Origin of the sequence: Mangrovivirga halotolerans (genome assembly GCF_026241165.1) — a bacterium.
GTDB lineage: Bacteria > Bacteroidota > Bacteroidia > Cytophagales > Cyclobacteriaceae > Mangrovivirga > Mangrovivirga halotolerans.
On record NZ_JAPFQN010000004.1, the window covers coordinates 238858 to 254945 of the forward strand.

Sequence of the window (16088 nt, forward strand, 5' to 3'; positions counted from 1 at the left end):
GGGTATGTTTTTGTAGCTTCTTAATGTGTTGATATGCCGACATTTTACATCAAATAATTTTCGATATAACGGCTCAAATACATTTTCAGGTAAGCGCTCAGGTAGGTTTTTATTCTATCACAAAAAACAATAAAAAAAGCCGCTTCACATATTGAAGCGGCTTATATATTTTTAAGTAATAATAATTACTGGATCACAACTCTGTTAACCAATACATTATCACCATCAGTAACTCTTATGATGTAAAGACCTGCATCTAAATCTGATACATTGATCTCATTATATTTATTTGAAAGAACACCTTCTTTCCAAACCTGACCGGTTGTATTCATAATTCTGAATTGAGCCGATTCCATTTTACCAATATGTATATTCAGGTAGTCCTTCGCAGGAATAGGATATACAGAGTAACCTTCAGGTCTTTCACCTGTGCGGGTTACAGAAACTTTTGAAGTTCTTGCACCACTACCTACACAAAAGTTGGTTGTTTCACTTGAAGCGAACGATCCTCCTGATGCTAATGTAACTCCATCAGCAGTTAGAGAGTATGAACCGTTTCCGTAAGAACAGCAAATACCGTCACCATAAGCATCATAGATTACGAAATCATAGCATCCATCGTCAAGAATAATATCCTGAGTGACAGTAGATCCATCTGGTTGAGAACCGTAAGTTCCGCCAGAAGCAATAACTGTTGAGCCACTTAGGATCTCCCAGCTTGTTTCTTCAGGATAGTTATCAAGAGTGATAGAAAGCGTGGCAGTAGTTGTTCCTCCACCAGTGCTTCCACCTGTACCAAGGCTAAGCGCATCAATAGCCATATCTCCTTGCCAGGTATCACCTGTAGTACCTACAAATTTTAGTTTTACTGTTCCACCTAAATAAGCAGAAAGGTCAATGCTTGCTTCGTTCCAGCTGTTACCCTGGTTTCCTGATTTACTCCAGATTGTTGACCAGTTTGTGCCATCTGTTGTAGCATGAAGTTCAAGGTCACCCATTGTAGTAGCACCATACATATGATATCTGAATGAGAATGCCGCTGAAGTTTCAGAAGTAAGATCGAAGCACGGTCCTGCCAGCTCCGCTCTTTTGAACGAATAGTTAGGACTTGATGACTCCATGTAAGCGTAATAGCTTCCAGCAAAAGCACCTGATGGTCCTGTGTTAGAAGAAGGAGTGCCTGAGCTGTTAACTGTCCAGTCGAAGTCATCTCCTGAAACTTGAGACCATGATCCCAATCCACTTTCAAATCCTTCACCATAACCTAATGTTACAGTTGAAGAGCAGCTTTCTCCACCACCAGTTGAACCAGTTGATAAAGAAATTTTATCTACCGCTATATCTGAAGTATATGACGAACCGGTTGTACCGACAAATCTTATTTTTACAGTTTCTCCAAGATATCCGGCCATATCTACATTAGCAGAAAGCCAGCTATTTCCCTGGTTGCCACTTTTCGACCAGATTGTAGTCCAGCTACCACCATCGATTAAAGCCTGTACTTCAAGACTTCCCATGGCAGAACCATACATGTGGTAATCGAAACTGAACGTAGCAGAAGTTTCTGTAGTCAGGTCAAAGCATGGACCAGCAAGGTGTGCAGATTTTGACGGGTAGTTTGGATCTGATGCCTCAACATACATGTAGTACGAACCATCATTTGCAGATGAAGGTCCTGTGCTTGAAGAAGGAGTACCAGAGCTGTTTCTTGTCCAGTCAATATTGTCTCCGCTTCCTTGTGACCAGTTTCCAAGACCACTTTCGAAGCTTTCATTGTAAGGGTAATTGCTCACTGTTCCAGTGCAAGAAAATCCACCGCCTGGATTTCCAGGAGTATAAACAGGATCTAAAAGGAAGCCTTCACGACCACCACCATTAGAAAAAGTAGCCTGCATTCTTGCATCCTGACCAGCTGAGAACATAAACATACATGCATCATCAACATAATCCATATAGTTCATGAACATATCGTCCTGTCCACCAGAACAGCTATTTGTTCCTGGTGAAGGGCATCCGTAGTTTGGATTTCCAGCTACCGGGGTGTCACTAACAAAGTCATCTGCAGAGCAATTTCCATCTCCCCAGATATGACGAAGGTTTAACCAGTGACCTACCTCGTGAGTAGCAGTTCGTCCCTGATCAAATGGAGCAGAAAGATAGAAGTTACTACCCCCTGCTACTGAAGCATCACCAAAATACTGAGGAGACATTACAACTCCATCAGTTGCCGGATCACCACCAGGGAACTGAGCATATCCAAGGATACCACCTCCGATATCCGCAACCCACATGTTTAATATGCGGTCCGGTTCGATTGGAGGGTAAGCTGCTTTTACAGCGTCGTTAGTGCCCCAAGTGTCACGTGAGTTTGCATATCTCTTAATTTCGATGATCTCAAAACGGATTTGAGTATCTCCTGAACGCACACTTTGAAATTCAGATGGTGTGTTGTCATAGTCGCTATTGGTAGCGCTATAATCTTTGTTTAATCTGTCGATCTGAGATTGGATCTGTGCATCAGAGATGTTTTCCTGAGAATTTCCATATACCACATGAATAATACATGGAATAACGATGTTGCTTCCTGATACTCTGAAGCTTTCCGAATTTTCTGCAAAGCGCTGAGTCAGTTGCTCGATCTCAGCCTGTCGTCTTGCATAGTCGGGGTTTTGTTGAAGTAGTCTTTCGTGTACCTCATCGGTAGCACAAACACGTTCCTGTGAATAGGTTAGAAAAGAACAGCATATAGCCATCCCAAATAATAGTAAACGTTTAATCATACAATGTTGGTTTATAGATTACAAAAATATAACTGTCAGATTAACAGTGGTTTGAGCGGGTTGGACTGATAAAGCCAATGAAATGATCACTAATGTTTTGGTTGCTCGAACTTCACTTAATTGTTCGTTCTGACTTTTACTACATCCACAAGTATACAAATAATTTTTCGCAATATAAAATTCTGCATTTTTTGTCTATCCAGAATTTATTACCAAGATCACTTATAAATTAAGAATAAGTGAAAATAAAAATTAAAAATATCCATTAAATTCTGAGCTAAATTTTGGCCGGTTAAGGGGTTTTTTTGGCCGAAAAGCAGATTCTATTTAATCTTAGCACTTGCTTAGAATTATTTTCTTAAAAAGGAGAGTTTGGCCATATTTTATTGAATAAAAAATGTTCAAAGATTAAAATCCAAATCTAAAATTTTCCAATAGTTGTTTAACGAATCCCGACTAATCCTTCTGCAGCTTTGAAAAGTTTTTGGGAATCATAACCAATTCCATTTTTGAAAATGATTTTATCTGATCGAATCGCAGAAATATCTTTACTGATATCATCATTCATAATTATTATATCAGCAATTTTTCCTTCTTCTATGGTGCCAATAAGGTTTTCTGATTCTAAATACTTAGCCCCGTTTAATGTGCATATCATAATCGCATCAGGAATACTGAATCCCATTTCAACCATTAGTTCAAGTAATCTCATATTAGCATAACCGGCAACTATTCGTCCATCATATGTTGGGTCTGTACCTGCGACTAATAACCCGCCTGCATCATGAAACTTTTTATCCATGAGTTTAAGTTTATTGAACCTTGCGACATCAATAGAATCTCTTCCCTGCTTGCTAACCCATCGTTGATAGACCTTTTCTTTTGCTCTGGGCGATAAGGCTTCCAGGCCTCCGCCTGGTATTACTTCTCTTCCTGTATAGGGTTCAAACACGTTAACTGTAGTTGTCAGTGCTACATTATTGGAAATCATGTGATCGATCAAACTGGTGACATTTTCGGAATCCGGGTCTACTTCTAACAGACTTTCCAGCATAAAGGGATTACACTGGTCGGGTAGTTTGTTTTCTAAAAAGTCAGGACAAGATCCAAATCCGTGTTCAATGTTATCAATTCCCAGATCTACCGCTTCCCTGTATGTTATGGAGCAAAGGTGACCAGTTACTTTCATGTTTCTGGCATGAGCTGCCTCAATAATGGCCTTGAGATCTTCCCTTGTCAGCATATTGTATACTTTTATTGAGGTAATGCCCAGGTCAGCATAAAAATCCACCTGATCTTGTGCCTGTTCCGGACCATCAAATGCAAACATTTCCAGGATTGGGAGTCCTTTTCTGTCCATATGTGGGCTGGTAGCATCGATAGTGGGGCCCGGTAATCGCCCGTCTTTGATCCATTTCTTCAATTTTACATCTACCTGGGGCATTATCGCTCCGGCAGTACGCATTGTGGTGACACCTCCTGCCAGGTAAAGCTTGGGAAATGAATAAGTCATCTGATCTAACCCGTAGTTTGGTCCCGGGACATTTTTAGGATAAAACAGGTGTTCATGAAGCATAATCATACCCGGCATAGCAGATTTTCCTTCCATATTGATGACAATGGTATTGTCAGGAACGCTTAAATCCTGACCTATTTGAGTGATGTATTCTCCTTCGATTAATATATCCTGGTTGGTCATGGCAGCTGAACCGGTACCATCGAGTACTGTGAGGTTATGGAGGAGGTAATTACCACGATCGTGAACTACGTATTGTTGCACTTCAGCCGAGAGGCTATCCTGGGCATAACAGATTGTATTAAGTAAGGATAGAAGGAAAAGAACCGGAAATTTTTTCATGGTGTTTGGTAAGGTATTGGTGGAGGAAGGTGTTGAGGATATTATTTTTAATAGTTTAATAATAATATACGGTTATAAAAGGCATGTTCCAAACCCACTTAGAGATTTTGAAAGGGTAGAGGAGGTTTTGGGATGTAGTTTGGTGAGTAGGGGTTAAAAAGGGAAGGGATTATTCATTGAAGGTGTTGTTGGAATGTCGTTTATATCAAACTATTCCAATCATCATTCTGAGTAATAAAATATTCGAAAGTATCATTTACTTCCGTTGTTTGACAATCCATTTCCCAATGGATATTATTTTTTGTTCTATTTTCTTTAGGGCAAATCCAATATTTGAATTTTACGATTTGTGATAACTGTTCATATTCAATGAGAAGAGTTTTTGTGTAATCAATTTGATTAGTTGTTGGAATAGAAATCATCAAATTGTATAAGGAAGTTCCTCCAAAAAGATACTTGGAATAACCTCGATCAATTATATGGCGAACTAGAAATCTAATTGGTCTTAATTGTTCCCCTTCGTTGTCAATCAAATGATTATAAAACTCCAGTATTTCTCCCCAAGTTTTGATAAGATCTTTGGTAGATATGTTATCACCTTCTGTCATAAGTCTTCTAATGCATGCCAACGAAGTGCTATGAGTCACTCTGTGACTCTTATTCCTTATATAGTTATCGTTTTGGTTGTTAATAAATTCCTTTAAAAGCTAAAAATAGCTGTTTCCAGCTCAAAATCAAACTTTATCTCTTATTTATACCCGATTGTAACAGTTTACTAATGGAAAAGAGGATGGTGATTTTTGAATGATATTAAAGCACAAAATCAATCTTGCGGTAGGGGGTGTGACTAACTATAATATAACAGAAGTTACGGTATTTAGTTGTTAGCGATAGAATTAAGCACAGGTTTTAGAAATGCACGCTAGATTAGACTATGTCCGAATCCAGCGTGCATTGCGGTTATACATTATTGTAAAACGCTTTTAAGATTAATTGTAAAGATTAAAACCCCATACTCCATGAGTATATCCATCAATAACTCCTTGCCAGAAATTTGGATTTGAAGCGCTATTTTTTCTATCGGTTAAATAGTTTATTCTAAACTGATAATCATCTGAAGAAACAAAACTTATGTTAAATAAATCTTCATTAAACTTAGCTCTGTAAATTTTGATCACTTGATTTTCAGTCTCATCAATTCCTCCATTATCATTATAATCTCCAAAATACGTATCCAATTCATCACCTAGACCAAAACTTTCTTCATAGTCAACTTCATAATACTTAGTATGATACTGTGTTCCCCAATTAGGATGTAATTCCATTGCTATTTTTTTATCGGAATTGACATCTTTGTATCCTTTAACATATCCACATTTATATTCGTTAGCTGTGCATTCATTGTAAGGGATTAGTTCAGGTAAAGTTGTTCTGTTTGCAGAGCTATTTTGGATAAATGATAATTCTACGATATCATCCTTATGTATGTCAGTTATTTGGTCATTACATGAAAATGAAAAAATGATAATAATAAGTGAAAGCGTTAAATGTTTTTTCATGATTATTTAGTTTTAAATGTTTTACAACATATGATATAACACACTCAGTGCTTGTTATTCATATGTCTGTTTTTTGATTGTTGTTGATAAATTCTGGTTTCAGAATCCTAAAGTAGGTATTTTTGGCTAATAGTCAATGATTATATTGAATTTTTAAGCGGATGGAAACAACTGTAGCCGTTTGTACACTGAATTGTATAAACGTGTTTAAACGTTTATAACTGTTAAAAATGGATAATATGGACTTTATGTTTCCTGTCCAAGGAGGCTTAGCTAGCATTTCGTAAAACTAGATCCTTGCGTGATCAGTGGAAGTGACTTTTTTTTACCTTTCGTTTATTGAATTGTGCATAACGGTTGCGTATATGAAACGTTTGGCATTTCGAAGTACTTTCCTGTTCCCCGTAACCCAAGTAGGCTACTGAGCGAAAACCTTGCTGGCAGACGTTCACCCGCCATAAACTATATGCGTTGTTGGGTACAGTTATATTTTATTCATTAATTCTATTTCTTTCATCAAATCCGAACCGTGATATTCTTTGACATTCACAATATTTCCATCAGTGTCGTATTTGAATTTAATCGTTTTATTATCATTGAGATTATTGGTCATTTTGACTACCTGTCCAAGTTGATTGTAAAAAAAATGGAATTCATAAGGTAACTGCGAGCAAATCATACACGCTGAGTATTTATATGAGGTTACTCTTGAAAGTGAATCGTAAGTTATCGTGTAACTCCAATTGGTATTGAAATCCCCAACTTTAGTCGAGTCATTCCATATAGTTATTGTATCATTTTTATGGATAGAGTCAACCATTTTTTGAGGGTAATGATATGGAGTGAAAAAGTGTTTTTTGTAAAAATCAAAGTCCAATTTTCCCGAGTGCACAATTGTTGGTGGGGCGGTTATTTGTCCGCTAAATCCTTTTGGTGTAGTCACACTAAATTGAAGAGTGTCCTGCCCGTAAACAAGATTCAAAGTCAAAATTAATATGATTGTTGTTATCGTCTTCATTTTAATTATGCCCAACGTTAAGTGTAAAATGCGTTTTAATGCATTTTTACACAGTGTTGGCAAATCGTTATTCATTTATTTTCTCTAGGCCAAATCTTTCAGCACTTAAGTTAAATTGTTCAGAAGCCCATTTATATTTCTTGTAAGCACTTGTTTCTGCAGGAAGTTTGAGACCATCAATTATTATTTCTCTTAATTTCTGGTAATGGATGGCCGCAGTTCCTTCTCCACCACCAACTAGGTCGTCATAGTCAGTGAAATAATCAAGGTAATATTCCTTTTCATTAAGCTGTTTACAATTCTTTTTTATAAAGTCAATTTCCCATTCTTCGTAGTCTTTATTAGCTGGGCCTGGGAATAATTTTACTACATCAAATAGCTCCTTTTCGAATTTTACTATAGGCAATATTTCTTCTGCTTCTGATTGGTAGGCTCTTATAAACGCTTCTCCAAACATTGTGCTTTCAGTATGGTGTAAATACCCAGCTTTAATAGAGCCTCTGCAGAGAAATCCATTTGAAATAAGTAAGTGAATTGCAAAAGCACAATCTGATAGCATGTAATATATTCCACCTTGTTCTTGAATGAGTCTGGATATCACCAAGCTATCGGAAACTTGAATAATTTGAGTGTCCGTATTTAATTTCCTGTCAGCATCAATTTCATACTTGTCTTTTGGTGTAATAAAGAATTCGTTTAGGTCTGTCAAAGCAGTTTTAATCCTGTTAAACTCATCATCATCTTCTAGGCTGGAATCAACGGCATTTTTAAATCCTAAAATGTCAATGAAAGCTACAACTCTAATATCATATTTCATTTGGTTATTTTATTTCTTCACAAAATTGTCTTGCTTCTGGGCAATGTATTACAAGTCCATCTTCAACTTTCCTATCGGTTGACCATAGCATTCTGTATTCAGACTGTGGTTGATAGTCAGTATGCTTCAAGAAAAATCTATGTCTCGTTAGTGAAGGACCTGCAGCTTGTATCATTTTTTGAAAACTAATTTTATCTGTTTCCTTATCGTCCTTTAACTCTTCAATATCTAAATTCTTTGGTATTTTAGTTGAAATTATTTTTTCATTTACGTAAAGACAATTCCCAAAAAGTACACTTTGAACTCTAGGAAGGGAACGTGTAATTTCAATCATAAAGTTTAACGGGTCAATTATTCTAAAGACAGAGTCTCGTTTGAAAGTTTTCTTAAGTTCATCATCTAGAATTGTGGAAGTACAAAAGCAAAATTCATTTTGGCCTACCATAGTATATGTGCCAATCATTTTATCATTAGCTCCATTGACTATGTTCATAGAATGACCTTCAGTTTTATCTCCTAACTGGTTGTCTTCATATGCTTTGTAATTCTTGAATGAACTTAGCATGATATTTCCAGTTTTAAAGAATTCATCTATCCATTTATTATTCTCATATCTGTATAAATATGGTATTGAATTCTCAAATGGAATTACATGCGTGAATTGTGTTGCGAAGTTTCTATTCATTCTCTAATGTTTGCCAACGATTGGCTATGCGCGACTCAGTCGCGCTTATTCCTTATATGGTTATCGTTGTTAATTTTGTTAATAAATCCTTTTCAATGACCAAAATAGCCGTTTTCTCTTCAAATTCAAACTTTATTACTATTTAATACCCGTTAGTAAACGTTTGTAACCGACTGTAATCGGAAATTTTTATATCCGTTTGTAACCGTTTACGAATGGGTAATAAGACTTTTGTGATTCTGCGATTAATAAGGTATTTAGCTTAGACTAAACGTTTTTATAATCCGATCGGTCCAGGTGAAATCTTGAACTATAACTTGACCTGCATTCCCAGACCAGCTAAGGAAGTTTTTTTTATAGAGAAGGAGGAGCTTATTGTAATATGACAGTAGAGCCTTCTTTTTAAATGCTACCTGATTTAATAGGAAGTTATTATAATAAACGCTTATAATTAGCTTGGTTCAAACTGTTGTGAGTATTTGACTTTAATCTTTTATAGTTATTAGTATCTAATTATAATTTCTAAATTTACCATTTGTAATTCATGCTTCAACTCAATTTTTGAAGAGCTAAATTTTTAAGAATCCAACTATGAATAGACAAATATTCTGGTTATTACTAATAACCATATTTTTATCAAATTGTACAGAGAAAAAATCAGACCCTAATCATTCTTCTTTAGAGGTCTATACTGATTCGTTATTTAAGGCTACGATCGACAGCGGTTTTATTGCCGGAGCTTCCGTGATGGTTGTTAAAAAAGGCGAAGTTTTAATAGATACATCTTATGGCTATGCAAGTTTGGAATTATCTGCCCCGATGCCTGAAAACCCATCATTTGAGATCGGGTCAGTAACAAAGCAATTTACTGCAGCAGCTATTCTTAAATTATCTGAGGATAATAAATTGTCTCTTGATGATGACTTTACTAAATACCTGGAGTTTGATACCAAAGGACGAATTGTTACAATAAATCATTTGCTTTACCATACTTCGGGAATTGCCAGTTATACTGAGTTTCCAGAGTTTATGGATTTTTCTGTTCAGCAGCATGATCCTGATTCATTAATCAGATGGATTGAACAAAAGGATTTCTCTGTTGAACCTGGTGAATCAATGCTTTATAATAATTCTGCCTATGTCTTCCTGGGGCGTATTATCGAGGAAGTGAGCGGGATGACTTATGAAGAATATCTTCAAAAGGAGTTTTTTAAACCCCTGGGAATGGAGCACACTTATTATGCTTCCAATACAGAGGTAGTTAAAGATAAAGTGTATGGATACCGATATTCACCTGATGGATTAAAACAAAAAAGATATTTAAATCATACCTGGCCTTTTGCTGCCGGATCGCTTTGCAGTACAACTGAAGATCTTCTGATCTGGATGAAAGCGTTGCACGAAAAGCAAATACTTGATGAGGATTTATACGCTTCACTTATTAAAACCGGAGAACTTAATGATGGCACAAAATTACGTTACGCCAAAGGGCTGGATAATTACTTTCATTATGGGAACCAGGTTATTCAACATGGAGGAGCAATCAATGGCTTTTTGTCTGATACAAAATATTTTCCTGAAGAGGATCTTTACATAATTTGTTTGGTCAACACGATAGGGCCAAAAGGAGCAAGCTTCTTTTCCGAGCAACTTACATGGCAATTACTGGAAAAACAAGAGCCGGAAAATATCGCTCTGGATATGAATCTTCAGACTTTAGAAGGGAAATATAAAGGAGCGATGCGTAATTACAATCTTGTGGTAGAGGTAAAAGCTTTAGATAGTTCCCTGGTTTTAACAAGAGAAAACCAGAAACCGGATACTTTAAAGCACTATATTGGTAATAATAGTTTCTGGTATAACAATCAGGTTTATAAATTTAAGAATGAGGATTTACATGCCGATGTAGTTTATGGCTACTACATTTTTGATAAAATTGAAGAGTAGCAAGCAGGTCGCTATTACTATTCACAATAGATATTGCCTGAAATATAAAAAAACAGCAGCCGGGATTTGGTCTCCGGCCGCTGTTTTTTTTAGTAGTGAAGTGTATTAAATTCAATTGCTTTTCAGAATGATTTTTTATTTGGTTTATTTCCCGCATTGCTCATAGGCTCTCATTGCCTGGCCTTTTCCCCACGTTGGAGCAATTTCATTTTCAGGGTTATACGTTTCAAATTTCTCAATTGATTTCCCGATTGTTTCACAGGCTTCGGTAGTAGAGGAGCCCATAAATTGAGCAGTGCCATACATCATTTGTCCCAACATTAATAACGCTCTCGGGTTTTCAGGATCTTGTTGTAAAGCCTGGTTATATTTTTGCATGGCCATTCCGGAATATTTAGGGCCACGTGTTGCCGGATCAACCGAAAGCTTAGCAGTATAAATAAATCCTTGTAATGTTAATAATTCAGCATGATCCGGTGCCAGGTTTAATGCTTTATCCATATGCTGTTGGGCAATCGCAATTAAAGCATCTCTCTTATCTGTATTTCTTTCATCAAAAGAAGATAGGGTATACGCAAAGGCAATGTAGTATTCGGGTTCCCATCTATCCGGTTCAGCATCTGCAATACGCGTGAGGTTGTTTATGGCAATCTGGTAGCTTTCTTCAGAATCAGCAGAGTAAACCAGTTCGATATTCTTTTTCATGGCTTTCTCAAATTTATCGTTGCCGAAAACAGAAATAACTAAAATTGTCAGCAGAGAGGTAATGATTACTTTTTTCATGATTTTATGATTTATAAGTTTCTAATTTTTATTAAAGATTTGGGAGTTCGTTTAATGTTTTATTCTTCGAAAGGGTGATGAAGACACCAAGAAAAATAAACCGTGGTGCCATAGGTGTAATGGCTCTTCTATTGTATTGTCCGCTTTCATCAGGTGTGTTACTGTATTCATATCCAAATACATTTTTGATGCCCGGTATATTGGTAATTGACCCGTGGATGATCACATTTGATCTCAACAGATAACTGAAATTCATACTTAGATCATGGTATGACCTGGTTTTACCTGAATTGAATCCTGTGCTGTTCGGATCATGATAAGGCCGTCCACTGGCAAAATTGTATGACATCCCAACCTGTGTTTTTATCTTCTCAATAAAGTGTTTGTAAACAATCGAGAAATTATGCTTTGAGGCAAATGTGGGTACTGCCAAATGAGGGAAATTCAAATAATCTCTCTTTGTGTCGAGGTAAGAGTATGAGACCCAGTAGTCTACTTGCTTAAAGGTTTTATTATCACGCCAAAACAAATCAAACCCTCTCGCATAACCACTGCCTTGATTAGTATATACTTCCGGTTGCTGTGACTGGTTTTGATCAAATTTCACGAGGTCAGCATAATCCTTATAGTATATCTCTCCACGGAGTATTCGTCCTTCATTTTGCCATTGATAATTAATCAGGTAATGGTTGGCTTTTTCTACACCTAGTTCCGGATTGATTTTTACCCATTGATTTTCTGCTGTTTGATGAAACTGCCCAACTGCCATTGATATTTGACTGTTTTCTCCGGTTTTGTAAGCCATGGATATTCTGGGAGCAAATAGCTGATCATTGTTTAAGCTATTGTGTTCGAATCGGAGACCGGCTTTTGTGATGAAATTATTTGAGGCATAGAATTCCACTTCTGAAAATCCTGCTAATATGGTTTCGTCGAAGTTGAGTGACCCCGTTTGCTGATTTGATAATGAATTAAATTGTTGTTGATAATTCCTTTTAAAAACCTCCATTCCAAATTTAATTCCCAGCTGGTTGGAGTGGTCATATCCAAGAACTGTTTTTAGATGAAATCCTTTTTCTTTTTCGTTTACCTGGGCAGTATCCATCCCTATAATATCATTATTGAGCGTGTAGGAAATACCGCTGTGCAGGCTCCAGTTTTTATTTAGAATATCTTTATAAGAAGCGTTTAAATACCTGTATTTGTTTTCGAGAGAAAAGCGGTGGTAGGTATTTGGCTCATCAATTTCAGCTAACTGACTCACTAGTGAAGACTGGTTGATATTTCCATATACTTTCAACATTCCATCTTTATTGACTTGCTGGCGGAATGCAAAATTTGCTTCCAATGCTTCCGGAGCTTTATCCATAGGGATTTTTTGTTCGATCAGGGTGAAATAGGGAGTCAGATTAATGTACTGGATTTTACCTGATACAGAGTTTTTATCATTGACTTTAGTACCACCTGCACTCATTCCAACAGACATCAAGCCGATATCAATCCGATCATGGTTAGGAGCATCTTTTGTATTTAGTATCAACGCTGAAGATAATGCCTGACCATATTCAGCTGAGTAACCACCGGTGCTAAAGCTGGCTCCCTTAAACATCATCGGCGAAAATCTGCCTCGTCCTGGAGTATTTGGGATTGTGGAGTTGTAGGCATTTAATACCTGCATGCCATCAATAAAAGTTTTTGTTTCATGGCCGCTACCCCCTCTCACAAAGAGCCTTCCTTGTTCGCCAACAGCCTGAGTGCCGGGAAGAGTATTTAAAGCACCTGCAATATCAGCCGTTGCACCAGCCGTTGTTACAATGTCCATTGGTTTAAGGACTTCTTGCCTGGCTTCATCGCTCGCGCCAAACGATCCGGCAGAGATCACAACGGCCTTTAGTTCGTTTATAGACTCTTCTAAAATGAATTTGAATTCAGATAGTTCCGCCTTAAGATCTACTGGCTGGTGTATAGGTTTATAACCTATGAAAGTTACAACAAGGATATGCTCCCCGTGTGAATCAGTTTTAAAATGAAAATTTCCATTAACATCTGTTGATGCCCCATCATAAGTTCCTTTGATATAAATGTTAGCACCAATTATTGCAGCACCTTTTTTATCTGTTACAGTGCCTTTAACAGTAACTTGTGCCAGTGCTATTTCAAAAGTGAAGAGTGTGAGTAATAGGTAAAACAGTGTTTTCATTTCTTTTTTTGATAAAGGTCATGAAGATTACCTTTGAAAAGAAAAATGAATTACCCAACCGTAGTATGAGCAGGATGAATCGTTGAAATAGGAGATTAAAAATATTTATGCAGAAGCCTGGCTAATCGATAGTGGGGGAGGAGTGATTGGCAAGTTTGGGTCAGTGGTTAAGCGAGGAGGAGGTTGTGGGTACAAAGCATCAATAAAATAACAGAGTATAAAAAAACCGACCGGGGAATACCCGGCCGGCTTATATAATTGAGATTAAATAATATACTTATTAGTTGTATATAGATTCTCTTGCTCCACCAGCTGCAAATAATGCACGCATTCTTGCTTTTTGACCTTCAGAGAACATATACATGCACTCATCATTAACATAATCCATGTAGTTCATAGTCATGTCATTAGATCTGCAGTTTACAGTTGGGTAAGAAGGACATCCGTAGTTTGGTCCATCTGAAGAAGGAGTGTCAGCAACGAAATCATCTTGCTTACATCTTCCGTCACCCCAGATGTGTCTAAGGTTCAGGTAGTGTCCAACTTCGTGAGTAGTCGTTCTTCCTTTATCAAACGGAGCAGATAAATAACCTGTGTCTCCGAAGAACTGAGGACCAACAACTACACCATCAGTTGAAGGGTCGCCACCTGGGAATTGAGCATAACCTAATATGCCGCCACCGATGTTACAAACCCAAATATTTAATGCAGACTCAGGAGTTACCACATCTACACCACCGTTAGAAGCAAACTTCATTTCATCTCTGGTTCCCCATTCTGTTCTTGAAGAAGCTTTTCTGGTTACTCCAGCTAAAGTGAAGTTGATGTCAGCATCAGCTAAAACATCAGTGAATTCTGCTGGTGTTAAAGATGCATCGTTGTTAGTAAGGTTAAAGTCAGCATTCAGAATGTCGATTTGAGACTGGATCTGAGCATCGCTAATATTTTCTTGTGAATTACTATAGATCACGTGTACATAAACAGGGATGTTGATAGAACCTAATCCGTCGTCAACCGGATCAGTAGTTCCTCCGTCACCACCGTCATTTCCTCCGCCACCGCCATTTCCGTTGCCGGGAGTTCCTGTAGGTTTTTTCGCAGCAATAAACTGTCTTACCTGCTTTTCAACATTGTACATTCTGTTGTAAAGTCCTGGGTTTTCACTTAATTGTCTGTTTAAGACCTTCATCGTGTGGCAAGACTTACCACCATTTGTACGAGCGGCCTCGTCATCAGCATTAGTGTAAAGATAAAAATCGCTCATATCAACAGAAACCTGCTCATCCTGATCTGCGACAATGTTTGGTGTTTCGTCATTACAGGCAGTAAAAATGAATCCTGTAACAAAAAGTAGTAATAAAACTTTTCTCATTTTAGTTTGTGGTTTGGTTGACAAAGGTCGCAATATATAAATTAATCTTTAGAAATCAATGGTAGATAATTGCGAATTTATATTTAATCGTAAAATTAAATTCTGTAAAAGCTGCTAATTTATAGTATAAAATTCTTATTTATTATGAATATATAAAGATCTTGTATTAATCAAAGATCAAGGAATTGTTAGCCAAAACTAATAGTGATGACTTATTTTGAGGCTAAGATTTAACAATGTGGTAATATTTTTGAATGTGATTTATCGAGTATTATTATCGTTGCTTGGCTATTGGGCATAATAACGTTTTGAATTTTCGGATATCTGCTTTTTCATAGCATATAATTGTCCGGATGATATCGGTTCTAGGTAGAAGTGTGCTTTTAAAAAGTAAATTTCAATGATAGATATTAATAGACTGGGAGGTCATTTTTTGTTCCAAATGTTAGCCTAATTAATTTTCATCAGGGATGAATTGGTCAATTCCTATGAAATTTGAACCGCTATAAGTTGAGGTATTATAATATTGGAAATAGCTGGAGGGGGTTCTTGTTGGGGACTGGCTTATAAATGTTAAGAAATCCCTAAGAATTCCTCATCAATTTTTATCCAGTCAAAAAATACCCAAACATAAGTCCTACGATAACCATGATAATATTCAGCCATTTTTTCAGACTCATCAATTGAGTATGTAAAACGCCATAAATGTAAATCACCCTCTAAATAATGTAAAAACTTATTTTTAGATGAAAAAAGCTCTTTAACTCCATCAATCTCTGAAACTTCAAAATATTTAAAATCAGCTTTGGTGCCACTATAGAATGTCTTTAATAATTGAATTTGATTTGAATTTAAATTTAAATTCGAAGCTATGTTGACATCATTAGTCCATTGAATTTGTTTATAACTTGTGTGGGTATCACTTAATATTTGTTTCATTAAATCTGTTTTACCAATTATAAAAAAGCTTGCCAGGTTCAATAGATAAATACTAATGATTATTGTAATGATATAGTTGAATGGTTTTTTCATTTTTGGTGGTGCTAAACGTCCAACTATCATCCCGAAG

General features: G+C 36.7%; 12 protein-coding genes. 1 reads left to right on the plus strand and 11 read right to left on the minus strand.

What is annotated here, in order from left to right; genetic code table 11:
- Window positions 1–185: 185 nt before the first annotated feature.
- From OO013_RS07610 to OO013_RS07640, 7 genes are all read right to left on the minus strand, one after another.
- Window positions 186–2780 (minus strand): T9SS-dependent choice-of-anchor J family protein, encoded by a 2595-nt coding sequence (locus tag OO013_RS07610; protein ID WP_266056129.1) that lies wholly within the window; start codon window positions 2778–2780, stop codon window positions 186–188.
- 442 nt (window positions 2781–3222) lie between these two features.
- The gene (locus OO013_RS07615) at window positions 3223–4638 is read right to left on the minus strand and encodes an amidohydrolase family protein (protein WP_266056130.1); all 1416 of its coding nucleotides are present in this window, start codon (window positions 4636–4638) and stop codon (window positions 3223–3225) included.
- Between the two features lie 200 nt (window positions 4639–4838).
- Window positions 4839–5285, minus strand: a complete 447-nt coding sequence (locus OO013_RS07620; protein ID WP_266056131.1) for a hypothetical protein — start codon at window positions 5283–5285, stop codon at window positions 4839–4841.
- 342 nt (window positions 5286–5627) lie between these two features.
- Entirely contained in the window at window positions 5628–6197 is a 570-nt protein-coding gene (locus OO013_RS07625; protein WP_266056132.1) for a hypothetical protein, read from the minus strand.
- Between the two features lie 484 nt (window positions 6198–6681).
- Complete coding sequence (locus tag OO013_RS07630) at window positions 6682–7215, minus strand: hypothetical protein (RefSeq protein ID WP_266056133.1); 534 nt, start codon at window positions 7213–7215, stop codon at window positions 6682–6684.
- 67 nt (window positions 7216–7282) lie between these two features.
- The gene (locus tag OO013_RS07635) at window positions 7283–8032 is read right to left on the minus strand and encodes a hypothetical protein (protein ID WP_266056134.1); all 750 of its coding nucleotides are present in this window, start codon (window positions 8030–8032) and stop codon (window positions 7283–7285) included.
- 4 nt (window positions 8033–8036) lie between these two features.
- Window positions 8037–8597: a hypothetical protein gene (locus OO013_RS07640; protein ID WP_266056135.1), complete on the minus strand. Its 561-nt coding sequence runs from the start codon at window positions 8595–8597 to the stop codon at window positions 8037–8039.
- Between the two features lie 711 nt (window positions 8598–9308).
- On the opposite strand from OO013_RS07640, the gene OO013_RS07645 reads away from it, so the two are divergent.
- Window positions 9309–10664 (plus strand): serine hydrolase domain-containing protein, encoded by a 1356-nt coding sequence (locus OO013_RS07645; RefSeq protein ID WP_266056136.1) that lies wholly within the window; start codon window positions 9309–9311, stop codon window positions 10662–10664.
- 144 nt (window positions 10665–10808) lie between these two features.
- Here OO013_RS07645 and OO013_RS07650 read toward each other — a convergent pair whose 3' ends face one another.
- The 4 genes from OO013_RS07650 to OO013_RS07665 form a co-directional block, all read right to left on the minus strand.
- Window positions 10809–11447, minus strand: coding sequence for a hypothetical protein (locus tag OO013_RS07650; protein ID WP_266056137.1), 639 nt, complete (start codon window positions 11445–11447; stop codon window positions 10809–10811).
- Window positions 11448–11478: 31 nt separating this feature from the next.
- Window positions 11479–13647, minus strand: a complete 2169-nt coding sequence (locus OO013_RS07655; RefSeq protein ID WP_266056138.1) for a TonB-dependent receptor — start codon at window positions 13645–13647, stop codon at window positions 11479–11481.
- A gap of 280 nt (window positions 13648–13927) precedes the next feature.
- A complete protein-coding gene (locus OO013_RS07660) occupies window positions 13928–15019 on the minus strand; it encodes a zinc metalloprotease (protein WP_266056139.1) in 1092 nt (363 codons plus the stop codon).
- Window positions 15020–15592: 573 nt separating this feature from the next.
- Entirely contained in the window at window positions 15593–16051 is a 459-nt protein-coding gene (locus OO013_RS07665; RefSeq protein ID WP_266056140.1) for a hypothetical protein, read from the minus strand.
- Between the last annotated feature and the right edge of the window lie 37 nt (window positions 16052–16088).

What these genes read in the sequence shown, in the direction of transcription:
- OO013_RS07635 (WP_266056134.1), bottom strand. Translation starts at nt 8,032, where the DNA reads ATGAAATATGATATTAGAGTTGTAGCTTTCATTGACATTTTAGGATTT.
- OO013_RS07650 (WP_266056137.1), bottom strand. Translation starts at nt 11,447, where the DNA reads ATGAAAAAAGTAATCATTACCTCTCTGCTGACAATTTTAGTTATTTCT.
- OO013_RS07645 (WP_266056136.1), top strand. Translation starts at nt 9,309, where the DNA reads ATGAATAGACAAATATTCTGGTTATTACTAATAACCATATTTTTATCA.
- OO013_RS07640 (WP_266056135.1), bottom strand. Translation starts at nt 8,597, where the DNA reads ATGCTAAGTTCATTCAAGAATTACAAAGCATATGAAGACAACCAGTTA.
- OO013_RS07610 (WP_266056129.1), bottom strand. Translation starts at nt 2,780, where the DNA reads ATGATTAAACGTTTACTATTATTTGGGATGGCTATATGCTGTTCTTTT.
- OO013_RS07665 (WP_266056140.1), bottom strand. Translation starts at nt 16,051, where the DNA reads ATGAAAAAACCATTCAACTATATCATTACAATAATCATTAGTATTTAT.
- OO013_RS07630 (WP_266056133.1), bottom strand. Translation starts at nt 7,215, where the DNA reads ATGAAGACGATAACAACAATCATATTAATTTTGACTTTGAATCTTGTT.
- OO013_RS07625 (WP_266056132.1), bottom strand. Translation starts at nt 6,197, where the DNA reads ATGAAAAAACATTTAACGCTTTCACTTATTATTATCATTTTTTCATTT.
- OO013_RS07615 (WP_266056130.1), bottom strand. Translation starts at nt 4,638, where the DNA reads ATGAAAAAATTTCCGGTTCTTTTCCTTCTATCCTTACTTAATACAATC.
- OO013_RS07655 (WP_266056138.1), bottom strand. Translation starts at nt 13,647, where the DNA reads ATGAAAACACTGTTTTACCTATTACTCACACTCTTCACTTTTGAAATA.
- OO013_RS07660 (WP_266056139.1), bottom strand. Translation starts at nt 15,019, where the DNA reads ATGAGAAAAGTTTTATTACTACTTTTTGTTACAGGATTCATTTTTACT.